This window comes from Globicatella sulfidifaciens DSM 15739, assembly GCF_900167405.1.
GTDB lineage: Bacteria > Bacillota > Bacilli > Lactobacillales > Aerococcaceae > Globicatella > Globicatella sulfidifaciens.
Genome location: NZ_FUWO01000002.1, coordinates 210286 through 229839 on the forward strand (window position 1 = coordinate 210286; position 19554 = coordinate 229839).

15 protein-coding genes and 1 pseudogene are annotated in these 19554 nt (G+C 36.6%); 14 read left to right on the top strand and 2 right to left on the bottom strand.

The window, feature by feature from the left end; all coding sequences use genetic code 11:
• The first annotated feature begins 115 nt into the window (after positions 1 to 115).
• A complete protein-coding gene (gene fba / locus B5D12_RS02055) occupies positions 116 to 973 on the top strand; it encodes a class II fructose-1,6-bisphosphate aldolase (RefSeq protein WP_078755265.1) in 858 nt (285 codons plus the stop codon).
• 374 nt (positions 974 to 1347) lie between these two features.
• On the opposite strand, the gene B5D12_RS02060 is transcribed toward fba, so the two are convergent.
• Complete coding sequence (locus B5D12_RS02060) at positions 1348 to 3321, bottom strand: ABC-F family ATP-binding cassette domain-containing protein (protein WP_078755266.1); 1974 nt, start codon at positions 3319 to 3321, stop codon at positions 1348 to 1350.
• A 133-nt stretch (positions 3322 to 3454) separates the two neighbouring features.
• On the opposite strand from B5D12_RS02060, the gene rapZ reads away from it, so the two are divergent.
• The 3 genes from rapZ to whiA are packed head-to-tail and all read left to right on the top strand — an operon-like array spanning position 3455 to position 6299.
• Positions 3455 to 4342, top strand: coding sequence for an RNase adapter RapZ (rapZ, locus tag B5D12_RS02065; RefSeq protein ID WP_078755267.1), 888 nt, complete (start codon positions 3455 to 3457; stop codon positions 4340 to 4342).
• On the top strand, positions 4339 to 5355 hold the full coding sequence (locus tag B5D12_RS02070) for a gluconeogenesis factor YvcK family protein (protein WP_078755268.1): 1017 nt from the start codon (positions 4339 to 4341) through the stop codon (positions 5353 to 5355). Before rapZ ends, B5D12_RS02070 begins: the two co-directional genes overlap by 4 nt.
• Positions 5356 to 5372: 17 nt before the next feature.
• Positions 5373 to 6299, top strand: coding sequence for a DNA-binding protein WhiA (whiA, locus tag B5D12_RS02075; RefSeq protein WP_071408992.1), 927 nt, complete (start codon positions 5373 to 5375; stop codon positions 6297 to 6299).
• 283 nt (positions 6300 to 6582) lie between these two features.
• On the opposite strand, the gene B5D12_RS02080 is transcribed toward whiA, so the two are convergent.
• Positions 6583 to 6996: a single-stranded DNA-binding protein gene (locus B5D12_RS02080; RefSeq protein WP_078755269.1), complete on the bottom strand. Its 414-nt coding sequence runs from the start codon at positions 6994 to 6996 to the stop codon at positions 6583 to 6585.
• Positions 6997 to 7129: 133 nt separating this feature from the next.
• Between B5D12_RS02080 and B5D12_RS02085 the strand changes: the two genes are divergently transcribed.
• From B5D12_RS02085 to recA, 10 genes and pseudogenes are all read left to right on the top strand, one after another.
• Positions 7130 to 7843, top strand: coding sequence for a response regulator transcription factor (locus tag B5D12_RS02085; RefSeq protein WP_078755270.1), 714 nt, complete (start codon positions 7130 to 7132; stop codon positions 7841 to 7843).
• Position 7844: 1 nt separating this feature from the next.
• The gene (locus B5D12_RS02090) at positions 7845 to 9263 is read left to right on the top strand and encodes a sensor histidine kinase (protein WP_078755271.1); all 1419 of its coding nucleotides are present in this window, start codon (positions 7845 to 7847) and stop codon (positions 9261 to 9263) included.
• A gap of 90 nt (positions 9264 to 9353) precedes the next feature.
• The gene (locus tag B5D12_RS10240) at positions 9354 to 10454 is read left to right on the top strand and encodes a hypothetical protein (RefSeq protein WP_200802982.1); all 1101 of its coding nucleotides are present in this window, start codon (positions 9354 to 9356) and stop codon (positions 10452 to 10454) included.
• 94 nt (positions 10455 to 10548) lie between these two features.
• Complete coding sequence (locus B5D12_RS02100) at positions 10549 to 11229, top strand: NAD(P)H-dependent oxidoreductase (protein WP_159443828.1); 681 nt, start codon at positions 10549 to 10551, stop codon at positions 11227 to 11229.
• Positions 11229 to 11393 carry a hypothetical protein gene (locus B5D12_RS10165; RefSeq protein ID WP_159443829.1) on the top strand — a complete coding sequence of 55 codons (165 nt, stop codon included), beginning with the start codon at positions 11229 to 11231 and terminating at the stop codon, positions 11391 to 11393. Before B5D12_RS02100 ends, B5D12_RS10165 begins: the two co-directional genes overlap by 1 nt.
• Before the next feature lie 80 nt (positions 11394 to 11473).
• Positions 11474 to 12751 carry a tyrosine--tRNA ligase gene (gene tyrS / locus B5D12_RS02105; RefSeq protein WP_078755280.1) on the top strand — a complete coding sequence of 426 codons (1278 nt, stop codon included), beginning with the start codon at positions 11474 to 11476 and terminating at the stop codon, positions 12749 to 12751.
• A gap of 446 nt (positions 12752 to 13197) precedes the next feature.
• Positions 13198 to 14913 carry a PcsB-like coiled-coil domain-containing protein gene (locus B5D12_RS02110; RefSeq protein ID WP_078755273.1) on the top strand — a complete coding sequence of 572 codons (1716 nt, stop codon included), beginning with the start codon at positions 13198 to 13200 and terminating at the stop codon, positions 14911 to 14913.
• A gap of 648 nt (positions 14914 to 15561) precedes the next feature.
• Positions 15562 to 16869, top strand: coding sequence for a ClC family H(+)/Cl(-) exchange transporter (locus B5D12_RS02115; RefSeq protein WP_078755274.1), 1308 nt, complete (start codon positions 15562 to 15564; stop codon positions 16867 to 16869).
• Positions 16870 to 16962: 93 nt separating this feature from the next.
• Positions 16963 to 17840 (top strand): annotated as a pseudogene (locus tag B5D12_RS02120) (UTP--glucose-1-phosphate uridylyltransferase).
• 66 nt (positions 17841 to 17906) lie between these two features.
• Positions 17907 to 18956 (top strand): recombinase RecA, encoded by a 1050-nt coding sequence (gene recA / locus B5D12_RS02125; protein WP_078755275.1) that lies wholly within the window; start codon positions 17907 to 17909, stop codon positions 18954 to 18956.
• Positions 18957 to 19554 lie beyond the last annotated feature (598 nt).

The window sequence follows — 19554 nt, forward strand, 5'->3', positions numbered from 1 at the left end:
CATGATGAATTTGTGAAAAGATGTGTTATTTTCACTAGCCTTAATCATTAAAATAAAGTATAATATTAAGTGAAATACATATACTATTTCTAAAGGATTTCAAGGAGGAAATATAATGAGTAGATTAGTTAGTATGACAGAAATGTTAAACAAAGCAAAAGAAGGTAAGTATGCAGTTGGTCAATTCAACATTAACAACTTAGAATGGACTCAAGCAGTATTACAAGCAGCACAAGAAAACAATTCACCAATTATCTTAGGTGTATCTGAAGGTGCTGGTAAATACATGGGTGGTGCTGAAGTTGTTGCAGCGATGGTTAATGCTTTAATGGAAACGATGGATATCACTGTTCCAGTTGCATTACACTTAGACCACGGTTCAACAGTTGAAAGTGCTAAACATTATATTGATGCTGGATTTACTTCTGTTATGTTCGACCATTCTCATTTCCCTATCGACGAAAATATCGAAATGACTAAAGAATTAGTTGAATACGCTCATTCTAAAGGTGTATCAGTAGAAGCTGAAGTTGGTACTGTTGGTGGTGTTGAAGACGGTGTAACGGGTGGCGTAAAATATGCTGACTTAGGAGAATGTAAACGTATGGTATCTGAAGCTAAGATTGATGCTTTAGCAGCAGCTTTAGGATCAGTTCACGGTACTTACGATGGAGAACCTGTTTTAGGATTTGATGAAATGCAAGCAATCTCTGATGCAACAGGAACACCATTAGTATTACACGGTGGATCAGGAATCCCTGATTATCAAATTAAAAAAGCTATCGAACGTGGACATGCTAAAATTAACGTTAACACTGAATTACAACAACAATGGACTAAAGCAGTGCGTGAAAAATTAAATTCAGACGATAAAGTTTATGACCCACGTAAAGTAATTGCTCCTGGTAAAGAAGCAATCGTTAAAGTTACTAAAGAAACAATGGATATGTTTGGTTCAACTGGTAAAGCATAATTCGTTAAATAAATAATTTTAAAGAAACAGTCATCGGACTCAAATAAAGGAGTTCAATGACTGTTTTTTGTCATATTTACTGATAGAAAAATGAATGTGAAGAAGATAAACAAAATCGTCTCAATTAAAAAAAGGAGTGAGTCAGCAGGGAAATCACTCCATCCTCACTGCCTCTTCACTCCCTCATAGTAGAGTAAAGATTAAATATGATTGAAAACCTGACGCTTTATCTTAATGCTTGCGCTGGTGCAAAGCATTAAGATAGTATATACGAAAATCACTCGATGTCATTTCACTACTGTCGGCAAAAACAATGCTACTAGATTAGAGTGGTAATAGAGAGTAGTCTATGCTACTTAAACACATCAGTCATGTTAATTGTTTGTTTCCTCTAGCGCTTCAAGGGCTAAACTCGCTTCTTCCCATTCCTCCATTAAGATTTCCTGGCGATTTTCTAAGTCCATTAGTTCCTCGTGCATTTTTAGTAATTCGTCTTGTTGATTCAATGTAGAAGCTTCGGCCATTTGATGGTGTAAAGCTTCAATCGCTTGTTCTACTGATTCCAGCTCTTCAGTCACTTTATCAACTTGCTGGGTTAATTTCTTTAATTCACGACGATATTGCTTACTTTCTTCGAAGGATAGTTGTGCTTGACCTTTAGTATTAGTAGTATTTTCAGTCGGGGCGGTGTTTGTTTTATTCTTTAGCTCCGCCTCTTGTTTGAGAATGGCTAGTTCTTCTTTTTTATGTAAGTAATAATCATAATCACCTAAATAAAGAGTAGAGCCTGATGGCGTAATCTCTAAAATTTGGGTGGCAATTCGATTGATAAAATAACGGTCGTGCGAAACAAATAAGAGTGTACCATCAAATTCGATTAAGGCTTGTTCTAATACTTCTTTACTATCGATATCCAAGTGGTTGGTAGGTTCATCTAAAATTAAGGTATTATCATGATCGGTAGCTAATAAAGCTAAAGTTAGCCGAGCTTTTTCTCCACCGCTTAGCATCGATACTTTCTTTTCAACAGCTTCTCCAGTAAAGAGGAAACTACCTAAAATACTTCGAATGATCCATTCATCAGCTGTATCGTGTGCTTGCCATAAAGTTTCTAAAACAGTTAAGTCAGGATTTAACATATTCACGTTTTGAGCGTAGTACCCAATATCTAATCCGGTTCCTCTCGTAATTTCCCCTTTAATAGGGGGGATTTCCCCAATTATCGTTTTCAATAAAGTAGATTTACCCACACCGTTTGGGCCGACGACGGCGATGGCTTCTTGTTTTCTTAAATCTAATTGAATATTTTCGGCAATTACTTCAGACTGATAGCCAATGCTTAGATTTTCTAATTCAAGCACGCGTTCGCCACTTTCGCTAGTCGCAGTAAACTGAATGCGTGGTGCTTTTTGGTCTTGTTTTGGTTTTTCTAATCGAGTAATTTTTTCTAATTGCTTACGTCTACTTTGAGCCCTCTTCGTTGTTGAAGCACGAGCAATATTTTTTTGAACAAATTCCTCGAGTTTTGCGATCGTGACTTGTTGTTTTTGATATTCTTTCCATTCACGTTCTAAACGCGCTTCTTTTTCTTCTATATAGTAAGAATAATTCCCTTTATAGAGATGAGCAGTATGATTACGCAATTCGAGGACTTGATTGGTAATTTTATCTAAAAAATAGCGGTCGTGGGAGACGATTAGTAGGGCGCCTTTATATCCTACGAGGTACTGTTCGAGCCAAGCGAGCATTTCCATGTCTAGATGGTTAGTAGGCTCATCAAGGATTAATAAGTCATAATCCATTAATAAAATTTGTGCGAGTGCTAAACGTGTTTTTTGCCCACCAGATAAAGCTTGAACAGGGGTTTGGTAATCTTCTTCAAAAAAGCGAAAACCGTGTAATACTGTTCGAATTTCAGATTCAATGGCATAGGCATTCTTATTATTTAATGTTTCTAGTAAGTGGTCATACTGATATAAAGCTTCTTGGTACTCAGTACTTTCAGGATTATCAGCTAATTGAGCTAAACGATTAGCCGCTTTTTGGGATTCGTCTCTTAATTTTAAGGTTGCTTCAAAAGTATGAAGCATTTCATCCCAAATCGTTCGTTTTGAATCAATCGCTACATGTTGTTCTAAATACCCGATTTTAAGCCCTTTAGCCTTGGAAATGGTACCGCTAGAAATCGGTTCTTGGTTCATAATTTGCTTGATAAGCGTTGATTTTCCGGTTCCGTTACGACCAACGAGAGCAATGCGGTCTCGGGTTTGAATACTAAAATTAACATTTTCATATAAGGTTTCATCGGCAAACCGTCTTGCCAATTCATTTACTTGTAGTAATATCATGTGTGCATACTCCTTTAGTATGGTTCAATAGCTACATTATAGCAAAAGAACTTAACACCGTGAACTAAAATAAGACAATAAATAGTGGAGTATGTTATAATAAATTTAAAAATAAAGGAAATGAGGCGATTCCATGTCAGATGCTCTTGAATTAGTTATTATTACTGGTATGAGTGGTGCTGGTAAAACAGTTGCAGTTCAAAGTTTCGAAGATTTGGGATATTATTGCGTGGATAATATGCCACCTAACTTGCTCCCGACATTCTGGGAATTAATCAAGGAATCAGGAAAAATTACGAAGATTGCGTTAGTAATTGATTTAAGATCGCGTGATTTTTTTGATGAATTAACCAATGTTATTTCTAAAATGGATAATACGCAAATGATCACAACCAAGATTTTATTTTTAGAAGCCGATGATCAAGCGTTGGTATCAAGATATAAAGAGACGCGCCGAAATCATCCATTAGCAACCATGGGACGTGTGAGTGAGGGGATTAAACTTGAGCGTGAAATGCTGAAGGATTTAAGAAGTCGTGCACAAACGATTATTAATACCAGTGATATCACGCCGAGACAATTGCGTGAACAACTGATTAGTATTTTTGCAACTGAAAAGCAATCTACCTTTCATGTGCAAGTAGTGTCGTTTGGTTTTAAATATGGTGCGCCAATCGATGTAGATGTGATGATGGATGTGCGATTCTTACCTAATCCGCATTATGTGGATGAGTTAAGAGATAAGACGGGATTGGATCAAGATGTATACGATTATGTAATGAAACAACCTGAGACACAAGCTTTCTATGCAAAATTTATGGATTTAATCGAATTATGTCTACCAGGTTATAAAAAAGAAGGTAAGTCTAGCGTCGTGATTGGAATTGGCTGTACTGGAGGACAACACCGTTCGATTGCTTTAGCCGAGCGCGTGGGACGTCATTTAAAAAATAGCGGTTATGAGACTAAAATTTCTCACCGTGATCGCTTTAAGAAAAAAGAAAGTGTAGTTAGATCATGAGTGAAGGAACTAAACTAAAATATAAAGTAGCCGTTATTGGAGGCGGAACCGGACTGCCGGTCATTTTGAAAGGACTAAAGCATTTAAATGCTTGTGTTAGTGCTGTCGTAACGGTTGCTGATGATGGGGGCAGTAGTGGCGTTATTCGAGACTATATTAACGTCGTTCCTCCGGGTGATATACGTAATTGTATGGTTGCGTTATCTGAAAGCGACCCATTATTACTGGATGTCTTTCAATACCGCTTTGATAGTGAAGATGCCTTTTTAGCAGGACATGCTATCGGGAATTTAATCATTGCTGCCTTGAAAGAAATGAATGGCTCGTTGGATAAATCTTTGGAAATATTGTCTGAGTTTATGAAAGTAAAAGGAAAAATATTGCCAGCAGCGCAAGAACCATTAGTATTGAATGCGTTATTTGAAGATGGTACGATTGCGGTTGGTGAGTCTCAGATTGCCAAACACCGCAAAAAGATTAAGGAAGTTTCAGTTACGACCCGTCTAGGTGACGAAGCTAAAGTTGCCAGTCCGAAAGTCGTCGAAGCGATAATGGAAGCCGATATGATTGTTTTGGGTCCGGGGAGTTTATATACAAGCATTCTGCCTAATTTAATGATTGACGAGATTGGAGAGGCGATTCGCAATACGCCGGCAGAAGTGGTCTATATTTGTAATATTATGACCCAATTAGGAGAAACAGAATCCTTTACGGATGCCAACCATGTTGAAGTTTTAAATCAACATTTAGGCGGCCATTACGTTGATACTGTTTTAGTGAATATTGCTGAAGTACCAGAAGACTATATTTTAAATCAACCGAATGAAGAATATTTATTACAAGTTAAACATGACTTTATGGGCTTAAGAAGTCAGGGTGTTCGCGTCATTTCAAATAGTTTTTTAAGTATGAAAAATGGCGGCGCTTATCACGATACGGAACTCGTGGTTGAGGAATTAGCTCATTTATTAGACACGCATAAATTATATGTAAGCAGTAAATTATCAAAATAGAAGGGTGTGATGGACCGTTGACTTTTGCTTCGGAAGTAAAAAAAGAATGTACCTTAATTGAAGTACATCGGGAACATGCGAAAGCAGAGTTGACAGCACTTATCCGTATGAACGGAGCCGTGAGTATCTATCAACAGTCTCTCATTTTAAATGTTCAAAGTGAAAATGCAGCGATTGCTAGACGAATGTATACTTTATTTAAACAACATTTTGCTGTTGACAGTGAATTAATTGTTCGTCGAAAGATGAAATTAAAGAAAAATAATGTCTATATCGTACGTTGTCGACAAAATGTTAAAGAAGTGCTGGAAATTTTAGGTATCTTTGATGGTGCTTTTATTAAAGCGGATGTAGCACCTGAAATTATGGAGAATGATCAGAAAAAACGTTCTTATTTAAGAGGAGCCTTTATGGCGGGAGGATCGGTTAATAATCCAGAGGCCAATAGTTATCATTTAGAAATTTACTCGAATTATGAATCTCATAATGAAGATATTTGTAAAATGATGAATGATTTTAATCTAAACGCCAAGACCATTACCCGGCGCAATGGCTATATTACTTATATTAAAGAAGCGGAGAAAATATCAGACTTTCTAGCGATTATTGGGGCTAATCGAGCAATGCTAAAATTTGAAGATATTCGGATTGTTCGTGATATGCGAAATTCTGTTAATCGTTTAGTAAACTGTGAAAATGCTAATCTAAATAAAGTGGTTGAAGCTTCCAATCGACAAAGGGAAGCTATTGAATTAATTATTGAAAAACGAGGATTAGATTCTTTACCAGAAAAATTAAGAGAGATGGCGCAATTTCGATTAGACAATCCCGATTTAGGGATGAAGGAAATTGGTGAATTAATTCCAGGTGGACCGATTTCTAAATCTGGAGTGAACCATCGATTAAGAAAACTCGTTCAAATTGCTGAGGAGCTGTCTAATTAACAACCTCATTTATTTCTTTGAAACAATGTTCTTTTTACCGGTTAAAGGATGAACATTATTAAGTAATAAAAAGTAAAATAAACATCGTGTTTGTAGTGAACTCACAAGTTAGACAGAAAATCTAACCTTTTGGAGCTCATAGAGAACACGATGCTTTTTTGTATGGAGGGGGAGACAATCGTCATTAATAAAAGCATCGATGGTTTATGTCATTATTTTGAGTAATGATTAACAATGATTTTCATCACGAATGATGGACCGCTTTTCTTTTATTATAAAAGTGTTATGGCGTACTTAATTCTTGATTCGTTTCCATCGCTTCATGTTTTAAAGCTTCAGTTATTTCATCAGAAAATTGTAACCCCTCTTCGCGAGTACCATTAGGCCGGTCTAAAAGGGTGATTTCAGAGACAACGCATTCTACAGTATAGACGGTCTCTCCGTCACTATTTTGGTAATTTCGACTTTGCATGCGACCGCTAATCGCGATACGTTGGCCTTTGATTGAATACTTATCCAAGATGTCAGCTAAATGATCCCAAGCAACAAAAGGGATAAAGTCTGCCATTAAAGCACCTTCTTTATTGCGTTGACGTCGAGTAATCGCCAAAGTATTGTTAATTACTCGATGGTCGTCATTGACGGTCTTTAAGTCATGGTCACGCACGATTCTCCCAACTAAAACAACATGATTCATTTATATCTCTCCTGTCTTTCTTTTACTTATAAATACACATTTTTGTATAAAAACACTTTTTTGATAGTAATATTATTCTAAATATTTTAAAAATTGATGTATAATGAAATTGACACGATAAGGAGGAATTATTATGCGTATAATTATGATTGAAGATAATGAATCAGTTACAGAAATGATGTCGATGTTTTTTGAAAAAGAAAAATTTACAGCGACTTTTTATCATGATGGCCTTGAAGGCTATAAAGCATATGAAGCCGATCCAAATAATTGGGATTTAGCTATTTTAGATATTAATTTACCTTCGATGGATGGCATTCAAATTTGTCGGAAAATGCGAAACATTTCCAAAACATTACCAATTATCATGCTAACTGCTCATGACTCTGAAAGTGACCAAGTCATTGGTTTGGAAATGGGAGCAGATGATTATGTCACGAAACCATTTAGTCCGCTAACTTTAATGGCGAGAATGAAAGCTTTACATCGTCGCGCACACTTAGAGCCAGAAAAGACTGTTGAAACAGTTGATGAAGGTTCATTTGATATCGTAACAGACTCAATGAAAATTAGTACTACTAATCGAGAAGCGTATTATAATGACCAATTAATCGAGAATTTAACACCAAAAGAATTCGAACTGTTAATTATGTTTGCGAGCCATCCTAAGCGAGTTTTCAGTCGGGAACAATTACTAAAAAGCTTATGGGAGGATCCGTTTTATGGTGATGAACGAACAGTTGACGCACACATTAAAAAATTAAGACAAAAAATAGAAGTAGTCGGACCACAAGTAATTCAAACGGTTTGGGGTGTTGGTTACAAATATGAAGAAGTAGGCGAATAAGATGAAGTTGTTATGGCAACAAATTATTGGGGTCATGGCGGTTTTGATGGTTGCGTTAGGGTTAAGTGCTTATTTAACAAGTCGGTATATGTCTAACCGTATTTTCCAAGATAAGCAAGAAGAACTTATACAGTACGGGACCAATATTGTGGCCAACCATTTTACAAGAAATGATTTAGAAAGAGCCTCTGAACTTTTACAAGATAAAGAAATTGTCATTCAAGTTTACTTAAGTGACGGAACGATTATTTATCCTTCCTACGACCAGCGAAATAAATTGCAGCTTACCGAACAACAGTTAAGTCGCATAACGAAAGATCAAACCATTGGTATCCAAAGAAGTACCCGTTATGATAACAATGGCGTACTCGTTAATATGGCGACAGTTTATGTATCGAATCAAGGGGGATATAGTGAATTTCCTGAGGGGATTATCAGTATTGGGGCTCCTTTATCGGAATTGGATCAACAAGTAGAAGCGGTTCAGCAAAATATTATGCTTGGCTTTTTGATTTCAGCTGGACTAGGAATTGTGATGTCCATTTTGTATGCCATGTATCAATCAAATAAAATTCAAAAACTGCAGATGGCGACTCGGCAAATTGCTTCGGGAAATTATGAAATTGAATTGGATACACAAGGAAGCGATGAGTTAAGTGATTTAGCTCGCGATTTTCAAGTGATGGCTAATTCATTACAAGCTTCAGAGGAAGAAATTCAAAGACAAGAAACACTACGCCGTCAAATGATGATGGATGCTGCCCACGAAATGAGAACCCCTTTAACGACAATGAGTGGAGTTTTAGAAGGGCTTCAATATGATATGATTCCTGAGGAGCAAAAAGAACGTAGTTTGAATTTGGTGATGAAAGAAACCCAACGTTTAATCCGTTTGGTCAATGAAAACCTCGATTATGAGAAGATTCGAAGTCAACAAATCGTCTTGAAGCCACAATGGCTTGATGTTAAGCAACTCTTTGAACAAATTAAGTCGCAAATGGAGAGCAAAGCCTCCTTGAAGAATAATCATATTGTCATTTCTGTTCCCGAAAATTTAAAAATCTGGGCCGATAACGATCGTATTCTACAAATTATCATCAATATCGTTAATAATGCCATCCAGTTTTCAAAAGATAGCGACATAAATTTACGTGCAACTAAAGTTCATGAGGGTGTTAGCATTGAGATTGAAGACCATGGTATTGGCATTGAACCAGAAAAAATAAAAAGTATTTGGGAGAGATTTTATAAAGCGGACATCTCACGGAAAAACACCGAATTTGGTGAGTCGGGGATTGGTTTAGCTGTCGTGAAATCATTGGTAGAAGCGCATTCTGGAACAGTTGAAGTCGAAAGTGAATTGGGACAAGGAACGAAATTTATCATTACCATTCCTGACCAAACTTCAACAACCAGATGATAGAATTTAGTTCAGAACTTTACAATTATATTAATGAATTGTATAATAACGCTAGTATTTTGTGAAAATATTAAGTAGTAGGTGAAATTAGTGAAAAATATTTTTAAAGGACTGATTATTTTTGTCCTGTTAGCGTTGATTGGTGTGTTGCTTTACGCGACCCGTATGAATAAAACAGCAAAACCAACTCAACCGGTGACCGTAAATACGGTTCAACAATTGGATCAAGTGGTTCAACAGATAGATAGCTATTATGTTAATCCTAATGAGAAATCATTCTTAAGGGAAGAACCTATCGCTGATGAAGAGTTAACTCAATTAAAAGAAGCAATCGATACGGTCAATGCTTCAACAGCTGACAAAAATAAAGTCTTAGTAGAAATTGAAATTGTCGAATGGAAAAAAGCGGCCTTAGATGCGGTTAATCATTTATACAGTGGCTCAGCGACCCCTGTTATCAAAGGTGATCAAGTAGCTACTAAAAAAGTTTTAGCCGATAACCTTAAATTAGCAGATGTTGAAAAAGTGGCGACCGATTTTATTGATACCATGCCTAAGCGTTTATTGTTAGATGACGAAGAGGTTCCTGAAGATAAATTCAATACTGCCATTACGGAATTAATTAACGAGGCCAAAGTTCAATTTGAAAACTTTGACAAAGCGATTGAGGCTTTAAACAAAGTGAAATCGATTGATATTGAAGATGGCCAAATCGGTAATATTGCGAAAGGTTTACGTGACTTTGAAAAATTACGTGACAAAGTCACAGATGACAATCTATTAAAACAATTGAATGAAAAAGCAGATCAATATTTATCTGTCTTCTTAACAGCGTTCACTGAAATTGCGAGTGAGATTCCAGGTTATTATGATATTGCCTTAGTTGCAGCAGAACCGTCTCAATTACTGACCAAGTTGATGAAAGAAAATCGTGAGACGCTAGAAGCGACAGAAACTGAAACAGAAACGACAGAAGAAGTGGTAACGGAAGAAATTGTGACTGAAGAAAGTCAATATGTGCCGGAACCGTCATACACGGAACCACCTGTAACAGAGCCGCCGGTAACAGAGCCGCCGGTAACAGAGCCGCCGGTAACGGAACCACCTGTAACAGAGCCGCCAACAACCGAGCCCCCGGTAACGGAACCACCTGTAACGGAACCACCTGTTTCATCAGATCAAACTGAATAATTTTATTTATGAGGCTGGGACCAAACGTCCGAGCCTCATTCCACTATATGAACAAAAAGATGTATGAAGGCAAATAGATTAGAAGAGGTGTATGATGAAGACTGTTTGTTATATTGCTCATCCGGATGTTAATCAATCAAGTAGCCAACAATATTTACTAGAGTCAGGGTTAAATTATTCTCAAGCTCAATATGTGAACTTATATGAGATGATGAATAATTTAGTAATTGAACAAGAACAAAATCGCTTGTTAGCCGCTGATCAAATTATTTTTCAATTTCCAATGTATTGGTATCAAGCCCCAGGAATCTTATTTGAATGGATTAATCAAGTATGGTCTACATTAAAACCAAGTCAACTCAAAGGTAAAACATTAGGAATTGTGGTAGTGGTAGGCGGTAAGAAAGAGCATTATCAATCTGGTGGAAGAGAGGGGAGAACTGTTTCTGAATTACTCTCAAACTTTGAAGTACTGGCTCGTCATTTTAAGATGAACTATAAACCTATCTTCGCAATCCATCAATTCCAATATATGAATGAGCAACAAAAAGCTCATTTGATGTGGCGTTATTTGTTTTACTTAGAGACAACAGAAGAGGAACGTTTAACTAATTATCAGAGATTTATTATTGCTCGAGCAAAAACATTAATTGGTGAAGAAATAGCTGATGATCATAATTTGGCTCCTTTGTGGCAGGCGTTTATCTCACAATTAGAAATGCAAGAGTTCGAAATTGAAGAGTTGATGGGAATCAATTTGGAGGAGGAAATGTAATGTGGGATGAGAACTTATTAGAACCACTTGCCAATGTGCTTAAGGACTACCCTTTGCGTCAACTACTAACCGTTTTAAAAGAACTGGACCAAAAACAGCAAGATCGCATCGAGCAATTAAAAGGAGAATTGGATGGTAAAGCTTGGAGTCCATCTGAATGGTAGGATAAAAGTTAGATTAAAAGTTGATAATACAAACTATACAAATTATAATAATAACAGATGAATGAGAAGGAGCGAGGATGTTGTCAATTATTGAAGAATTAGAATGGCGTGGAGCCATTAATCAACAGACCGATGCAGAAGGATTAAAGAAATTAATAGAAACTAAATCAATAGGCCTCTATTGTGGTGTAGACCCAACAGGAGATTCGATGCACATTGGACATCTAATTCCATTTATGGTGCTAAAGAGATTTCAGTTAGCGGGACATAAACCTGTCGTGTTAATTGGGGGTGCAACTGGTTCGATTGGAGATCCGAGTGGACGTACTTCAGAACGGTCATTACAAACAATGGATACCGTTAATGAGAATGCACGTAAGTTAGCAGCACAGTTTGATAAGTTATTCTTGAAAGGTGACGTCGCTAATAGCGGCTTTAGAATTGTTAACAACTATGATTGGTTAAGTCAAATTTCACTCTTAGATTTTTTACGTGACTATGGGAAGCATTTTAATATTAATACTATGTTAGCTAAAGATATCGTCTCAAGTCGATTAGAGGTTGGGATTTCATTTACGGAATTCTCATACCAAATTTTACAATCAATCGATTTTGCTTATTTACATAAAAATCACGATGTGCAATTACAAATTGGCGGGGCTGATCAATGGGGGAATATTACTTCCGGTTTAGATTATATCCGACGTACTCAAGGTCATGAAGCAGAGGTTTATGGCTTGACCATCCCATTGATGCTTAAATCCGATGGAACAAAATTCGGTAAAACAGCTGGCGGTGCAGTATGGTTAGATCCGGAAAAAACAACGCCTTATGAATTCTACCAATTCTGGTTAAATCAAGCAGATGAAGATGTAGTAAAATTCTTAAAATATTTCACTTTCTTATCGAAGGAAGAAATTAATAAGCTCGAAGAGTCAGTTAAAAATGAACCTCATTTACGATTAGCTCAAAAAACATTAGCAGAAGAAATAACGAAGTTTGTCCACGGTGAACAAGAATTAGCAGAAGCCATTCAAATCACTGAAGCTCTTTTCTCAGGTGATGTTCAAAATCTTTCTGAAAAGCAAATTGAAGAAGGATTTAAAAATATGCCACAATTTACAGCCAAAGAAGCGACTCAGAATTTGGCAGTATGGTTAGTTGACACTGGCATCGTTAATTCGCGTCGTCAATCAAGAGAATTTATTACCAATGGTGCGATAAGCTTAAATGGCAATAAAATTACCGATGTAGATTATGAAGTCTCAACCGATGATGCGATTGGTGGTAAATATATTATTGTTCGACGTGGTAAGAAAAATTATTATTTAGTTACTTTAACTGACAAAATTAAGTAGATTTTTTTATTCGTCTAACAGACGTTAAGTAACACATTAATTAACTGTTTGGTCTCATCTATTTAATTTATCGCGCGGTGGTTGAGTGGCCTCAAACCTCGTCTTAATGAGTCTAAGCATATACATGGCCAATTCAGTCAAGTTTTTACTCGTTAATAAAAAGCACAGTGGTTGAGTAGCCTCCACTGTTGTACGGGGATGGGCAGAAGAAACGAAAACTTTCCGGTTTTCTACTTCTGGTTCACTCCCTGTTTTATTGTAGTTTGTAACATTGAGGTGAAAAGCATTGAGTAAGTTTACAACTATGTTACAAAGTAAATACGATTTGGATAAATTCAACAATATCCGATTTGCATGTGTTAAGATAGTCTCAGCTAATTAAAGAGGGGAAGACCCCTTGTATTCTGAATGATATATAAAATTATTTTACTAGGAGAGATGGACTAATGAAGCTGAGCTTTACTAAAAAAGCATTTAAAACCTTATTTACGTCAACAATCATCTTAGGCTCTGTTGCTTCACCGATTGCAACATTTGCTCAAGATTATGATACACTTATTAACGATACTCAAGCTGCGATTGATAATTTATCAGCTCAACAAGCAGCCTTATATTCTGAATTAGCTTTAGGATACGAAGCTTTAACAGCATTAAAAGAAGAAGCTGAAACTTTATTAGCTGATATCGCTAAAGATGATGAAGCAATTGAAGAATTAAACGGACAAATCGCAGAATTAGAAGAATTAATCGCAAAACGTGAAGAACTATTGGATGATCAAGCAAGAGCGGTTCAAGCGAATGGTGGTAGCACTAATTACTTAAGCTTAATTGCTTCTTCAGAATCTATTAGCGAATTTGTTGGACGTTTAGACGTTGTTCGTAAAATGGTTTCTTCTAATAAAGATTTATTAGCAACTCAAAAAGAAGATAAAGAACAAGTTGTTAAAAAACAAGATGAAGTAAAAGCAGCAAAAGAAGAAAAAATTAACAAACAAATTGAATTAGAAGGTTTGAAAGCTTCATTAGAAGTGCAACAAAGTGCTAACGAAGAAGTTTACAACACTCTTACTGGAGACATTACTTTAGCTGCGGGACATCGTGATGCTTTAGTAGCAGAAAAAGCAGCTTTCGAAGAACAACAAGCGATTGCTATTGCGCAAGCAGAAGCAGCAGCTCGTATGGCGGCCGAAGAAGCAGCAGCTCAAGAAGCGGCATTAGTTGCGGCAGCAGCTCAGGTTGAAGAAACAACTGTAGCCAACGAAGTAGAGTTACCTGAAGTAGCAGCACCAGTTGCCGAAGAAACAGTGGCGGAAGTAACAGAAGCACCAGTTGTCGAAGAAACAGTAGCAGAAGTAACAGAAGCACCAGTTGTTGAAGAAACAGTAGCGGAAGTGACTGAAGCGCCTGTTGTTGAAGAAACAGTAGCGGAAGTGACTGAAGCGCCTGTTGTTGAAGAAACAGTAGCAGAAGTAACGGAAGCACCAGTTGTTGAGGAAACAGTAGCAGAAGTAACGGAAGCACCAGTTGTTGAAGAAACGGTAGCAGAAGTAACGGAAGCGCCAGTTGTTGAAGACTTTGGAAATGAAGATAATTATGCAGCCGAAGAGGCAGCACGTATTGCAGCTGAAGAAGAAGCTGCGCGTATTGCGGCTGAAGAAGAAGCAGCACGTATTGCGGCTGAAGAAGAAGCGGCGCGTATCGCGGCCGAAGAAGAGGCAGCACGTATTGCGGCTGAAGAAGAAGCAGCACGTATTGCAGCTGAAGAAGAGGCAGCAGCATCAGCACCAGTGGCAACCGGAGATGTTTCTGCATTATTAAGTAATGCTTCACAATATTTAGGAACTCCATATGTGTGGGGTGGAAAATCACCAAGCGGATTTGATTGCTCAGGTTTCGTACAATATGTATTTAAGCAAACATATGGTATTGATGTAGGTGGCTATACTGGAGCACAAGAATACGCTGGTGCTCAAATTAGTGTAGCTGAAGCTCAACCTGGAGATTTATACTTCTGGGGATCCCCTGGAGGAACATACCACGTTGCAATCGCAACAGGTGGTGGTGGTTACATCCACGCTTCTCAACCTGGAACACCATTAGAGTATAACTCAGTTAGTTCATACTTCATGCCAAGCTTTGCAGTACGTGTGAATGTACAATAAAATAATAAATAAACTTACCAAGTGGCTCTAAGCTACTTGGTATTTTTTTGTCATGTTTCAAAAGAATGATATAGGACGTTTATTGATTGAAATTTTCGAGAGGATTGTTGTAAAAGCATTGGGATAAAAAGGGGAGTAATTCGAATTTGAGCATTGATGAGAAGAAAACAGGGAGTGGGCAAGAAGTAGAAAATCAGTTGATTTTCGCTTCGTCTGCCCACCCCCGCACAGTTGGGAGTGGACCAGAAGTAGAAAAGCGATTGATTTTCGCTTCGTTTGTCCACCCCCGCATAGTTGAGTAGGCCTCAAACAAGTCGAAAGACGCAGTTTGAGGCCACTCAACCACTGCGCTTTTAATTAACAAACAATAACTTAATTGATTTTATCAACTCTATCCCTAACCTCATTAAGACGCAGCTTGATACCACTCAACCACTGCGCTTTGAATTAAATAGATATGCCTGAACAGAATTTAAAAAGTTTTTGCCCAGCCTCTGTTGAGACAATGAGTTTTAATTTTCCATCTTTATAACCAAAAAATAAAAAGTTGAAGCATTTTTTTAGTTGTATCGGCAATCATTTAAAAAATTTTTGATGAACCTTTTTTTGTTCTATCGGCTTTGATATACTATACATTGGAGCATAGAGGTGAATAAATTGGAAAGTTATTGTTTAAGCAAGCAAATAAAGATGTTAGTACTAGGGATTGTTGTAGGGGCTATATCAGGTGTGATAGTAAGTGCGTTTCGATTTGGTATAGGGATTATATATAATCAGGTTGGAGAACTCTATCATCAAATGAAAGAGAATACCTTAATCGTCGTGTTATGGTTAATTTTTTCATTGATATTAGGATGGGTATTATCAATTATCACTAAAACGGATAGAGATATTAAAGGAAGTGGCATTCCACAAGTAGAATTACAAATGCATGGAAAGTTATCGATGAACTGGTGGAGTGTACTTTGGAAAAAATTTACTGTTGGTACATTGGCAATTGGTTCGGGATTGCTGTTAGGTAGAGAAGGACCGTCAATTCAGTTAGGATCGGTAGTAGGACTTGGGTTAAGTCAAACTTTTAAGCTTGATGAAAAGACTAAAAAAGCTCTCATTGCTTGTGGAGCGAGTGCAGGGGTAGCCGCTGCTTTCAATGCTCCATTGGCAGGATTAATGTTTTCAATTGAAGAGCTCTATAAGAAGATGAATCATCAAATTGTCTTAATGATATTAACAGCTTCATTAACGGCCCATCAAGTTTCGGCAAAGGTTTTCGGGCATCAACCTACTTTAAATTTGTTGAATGAACACACTTTCCCACCGAAAGAATATTATTGGCTAGTAGCTTTGGGATTTTTTCTTGCTTTTGGTGGCTATCTATATTCAAAAGTAACCTTATCTTTACCAATTATCTTTAAGAGTTGCTTTCCATTCTTAAATAAACATTACTATGGATTAGTACCGTTAGTTTTGATAATTCCGCTAGGGATTTACTTTCCTTTTTTATTAGGTGGCGGAGGACCATTAATACTTTTTTTATTGAACAACCATTTTTCACTAAGTATGTTAATTATATTTTTGCTATTACGCTTTATTTATTCAATGTTATCCTTTGGTTCGGGTTTACCAGGAGGCATTTTCTTGCCTATATTAAGTCTTGGAGCACTTCACGGACTTGTTTTCGCAACAATTGCGACGCAATACTTTGGTTTTCCTGAAGGATTTTTATCTTATATTGTCATGTTCTCGATGGCGGGTTATTTTGCTTCTATTAGTAAAGCACCATTTACCGCTATTCTATTGGTGACAGAAATGGTAGGAGGAGTGACACAATTAGTACCAATTGCAATTTGTGTCTTAGTCTCTTATTTTATTGCTACGTTATTAGGTGTATCCCCTATCTATGAAGTACTAGCTGAAAGACTGTATTTTGATCAAAAAAAGGTTCATCACAGCTAAGATAAGTTTGTGTATGGTATTTGTATTAAAGCTTGAGATAGGAATATCAAAAGTTTCTATGGTATAATATTTAAGAATGTGAGGAGGCATTACATGACAAAAGTACGTAAAGCAGTTATCCCAGCTGCAGGTTATGGAACGGGATTTTTTCCCGCAACTAAAGCAAGTTCTAAAGAACTGTTACCGATTGTTGATAAACCAATTATTCAATTTATAGTAGAAGAGGCTTTTGATTCAGGAATTGAAGAAGTATTAATTATTACCGGTAAACAAAAACGTTCAATTGAGGATCATTTTGATTCAAATTATGAATTAGAACAAAATTTAGCTGAAAATGGAAAAGAAGCATTATTAAATATTGTAAAATCAACTACCAGAGAAGGCTTATACTTTGTTCGCCAATCTTATCCGCTAGGGTTAGGAGATGCTATCTTACATGCGAAAGCTTTTGTTGCCAATGAACCTTTTGCGGTACTATTAGGTGATAACATTACAGAAGGGGATATCCCGGTAACTAAGCAACTCATTGATTTATATGAAGAGCATCAATCCGCCTGTGTAGCAGTTGTCGAAATGGATAATACACCAGAAAAAAATACGGTTTTGCCCAAATAGAATCTGACCAATTGTCTGATGAAACGGTATTTTCTGTCAAAACATTTGTCGAAAAACCCAGTAAAGCAGAGCAACCTTCAAATTTAGTTATAGCGGGACGATATATATTAACTCCGGATATATTTGAAGTGTTAGAGTCATTAAAACCAGGTGTTGATGAAGAAATTCAATTAACTGATGCTATTAATCAACTATCTCAAACAAATAAAGTTCTTGCTAAAGTTATTGAGGGTGAACGATTTGATGTTGGTGACAAATTAGGCTATCTGGAATACAGCTTACAATATGGCTTGAGACATCCTGAAACGAGTCAGGATTTAAAAAAATATTTAATTGAGCTAGTAAAACAACTATAACAATAGAGTAAAATACGTTTATTTGCGTATTTATAATTAGAGAATTATCTAAATGGAGGGGAAGAGTTGGATAAAGAACGTCAAATAGCTTTAGATAAAGCGTTAAAACAAATAGAAAAAGATTTTGGAAAAGGGTCGATTATGAGAATGGGTGAGAAAACTGAAACTCAAATTTCAACCATTCCATCGGGGTCATTAGGTCTTGATATTGCATTAGGAGTCGGTGGTTATCCAAGAGGTCGTATCATTGAGTGTTACGGACCAGAATCATCAGGTAAAACAACCGTAGCATTACATGCAATTGCTGAGGTGCAAAAACAAGGTGGAACAGCTGCCTTTATTGATGCTGAGCATGCACTAGATCCTGCGTACGCAACTAATTTAGGAGTCAATATCGATGAGTTATTGTTATCACAACCTGATACTGGAGAACAAGGTTTAGCCATCGCCGATGCATTAGTAGCAACCGGTGCGATTGACATCATTGTAGTTGACTCTGTTGCAGCCTTAGTACCAAGAGCCGAAATCGAAGGGGAAATGGGAGACGCTCATGTAGGGTTACAAGCAAGATTAATGTCACAAGCGTTACGTAAACTTTCAGGTACTATCAATAAAACCAAAACAATCTGTTTCTTTATTAATCAATTGAGAGAAAAAGTAGGGGTAGTTTATGGTAATCCAGAAGTGACGCCTGGCGGACGTGCTCTAAAATTTTACTCAACGATTCGTATGGAAGTACGACGTGCTGAAATTATCAAAGATGGTACACAAATGATTGGGAATCGAACCAAAATTAAAATTGTAAAAAATAAAGTTGCACCACCGTTTAAAGAAGTTTTCGTAGACATCATGTATGGAAAAGGAATTTCACAAATTGGAGAATTGGTAGACTTAGCTGCTGATGCTGATATTGTTAAAAAAGCAGGTTCATGGTATTCGTATGGTGACATTAGATTAGGTCAAGGACGTGAAAATGCTAAAGTTTACTTAGAAGAAAATCCAGAGTTATTACAGGAGATTTTCGATAAAGTAAGAAGTTTCTATAATATTTCTAATAAGAAAGATAAAGCAAGTGATTCAGAGGAATCTGTAGAAGCTTTATTCGATATGAAATAAGGCTAACTATTGAAAATATTTTCATTGAATCAAATATAATAAAGTCCCCTAAAAATGATAAAAATTTTTAGGGGACTTTATTAAAAATTTCCCTATTATTGAAACAAAAACAATGGTGGTTAAAACAAAATAATATCGCACCTTAAATTATAATTATAAATGGGTAAAAACCGTTGGGGATTTTAGATCGATAGCATCGTTTTAAGCGGTTTTGTCGGTAATTTCTGTAAAAAATGTAAAAATAAAGTAAAAAAAGTGTTGACGAGTGTCGGATATCATGATACTATAAGGGAGTTCCAAGCGAACAAGACGAAAGATTGAAAAAGAAGTAAAAAAAGTTGAAAAAACTTGTTGACAGTTTCAATCAAACGTGATATTATATAGAAGTTGCTTAAGCAAGCAACAACGAAGCTCATTGAAAACTGAACAAAGACAAACACCAAAAATGTGTAGGGGATAATTCATTTGAATTATCACAACATACCCGAATATAAATTCGAGACAGAGTGGTAACTCTATAAATATACAAGCTAGTAAATAGTAAGAGTCTGAAACGACTCATGAAACTTTCATGAGAGTTTGATCCTGGCTCAGGACG

Coding starts and splice junctions, on each gene's coding strand:
- fba (WP_078755265.1), top strand. CDS start 116: ATGAGTAGATTAGTTAGTATGACAGAAATGTTAAACAAAGCAAAAGAA.
- B5D12_RS02060 (WP_078755266.1), bottom strand. CDS start 3,321: ATGATATTACTACAAGTAAATGAATTGGCAAGACGGTTTGCCGATGAA.
- rapZ (WP_078755267.1), top strand. CDS start 3,455: ATGTCAGATGCTCTTGAATTAGTTATTATTACTGGTATGAGTGGTGCT.
- B5D12_RS02070 (WP_078755268.1), top strand. CDS start 4,339: ATGAGTGAAGGAACTAAACTAAAATATAAAGTAGCCGTTATTGGAGGC.
- B5D12_RS02080 (WP_078755269.1), bottom strand. CDS start 6,996: ATGAATCATGTTGTTTTAGTTGGGAGAATCGTGCGTGACCATGACTTA.
- B5D12_RS02085 (WP_078755270.1), top strand. CDS start 7,130: ATGCGTATAATTATGATTGAAGATAATGAATCAGTTACAGAAATGATG.
- B5D12_RS02090 (WP_078755271.1), top strand. CDS start 7,845: ATGAAGTTGTTATGGCAACAAATTATTGGGGTCATGGCGGTTTTGATG.
- B5D12_RS02100 (WP_159443828.1), top strand. CDS start 10,549: ATGAAGACTGTTTGTTATATTGCTCATCCGGATGTTAATCAATCAAGT.
- B5D12_RS10165 (WP_159443829.1), top strand. CDS start 11,229: ATGTGGGATGAGAACTTATTAGAACCACTTGCCAATGTGCTTAAGGAC.
- B5D12_RS02110 (WP_078755273.1), top strand. CDS start 13,198: ATGAAGCTGAGCTTTACTAAAAAAGCATTTAAAACCTTATTTACGTCA.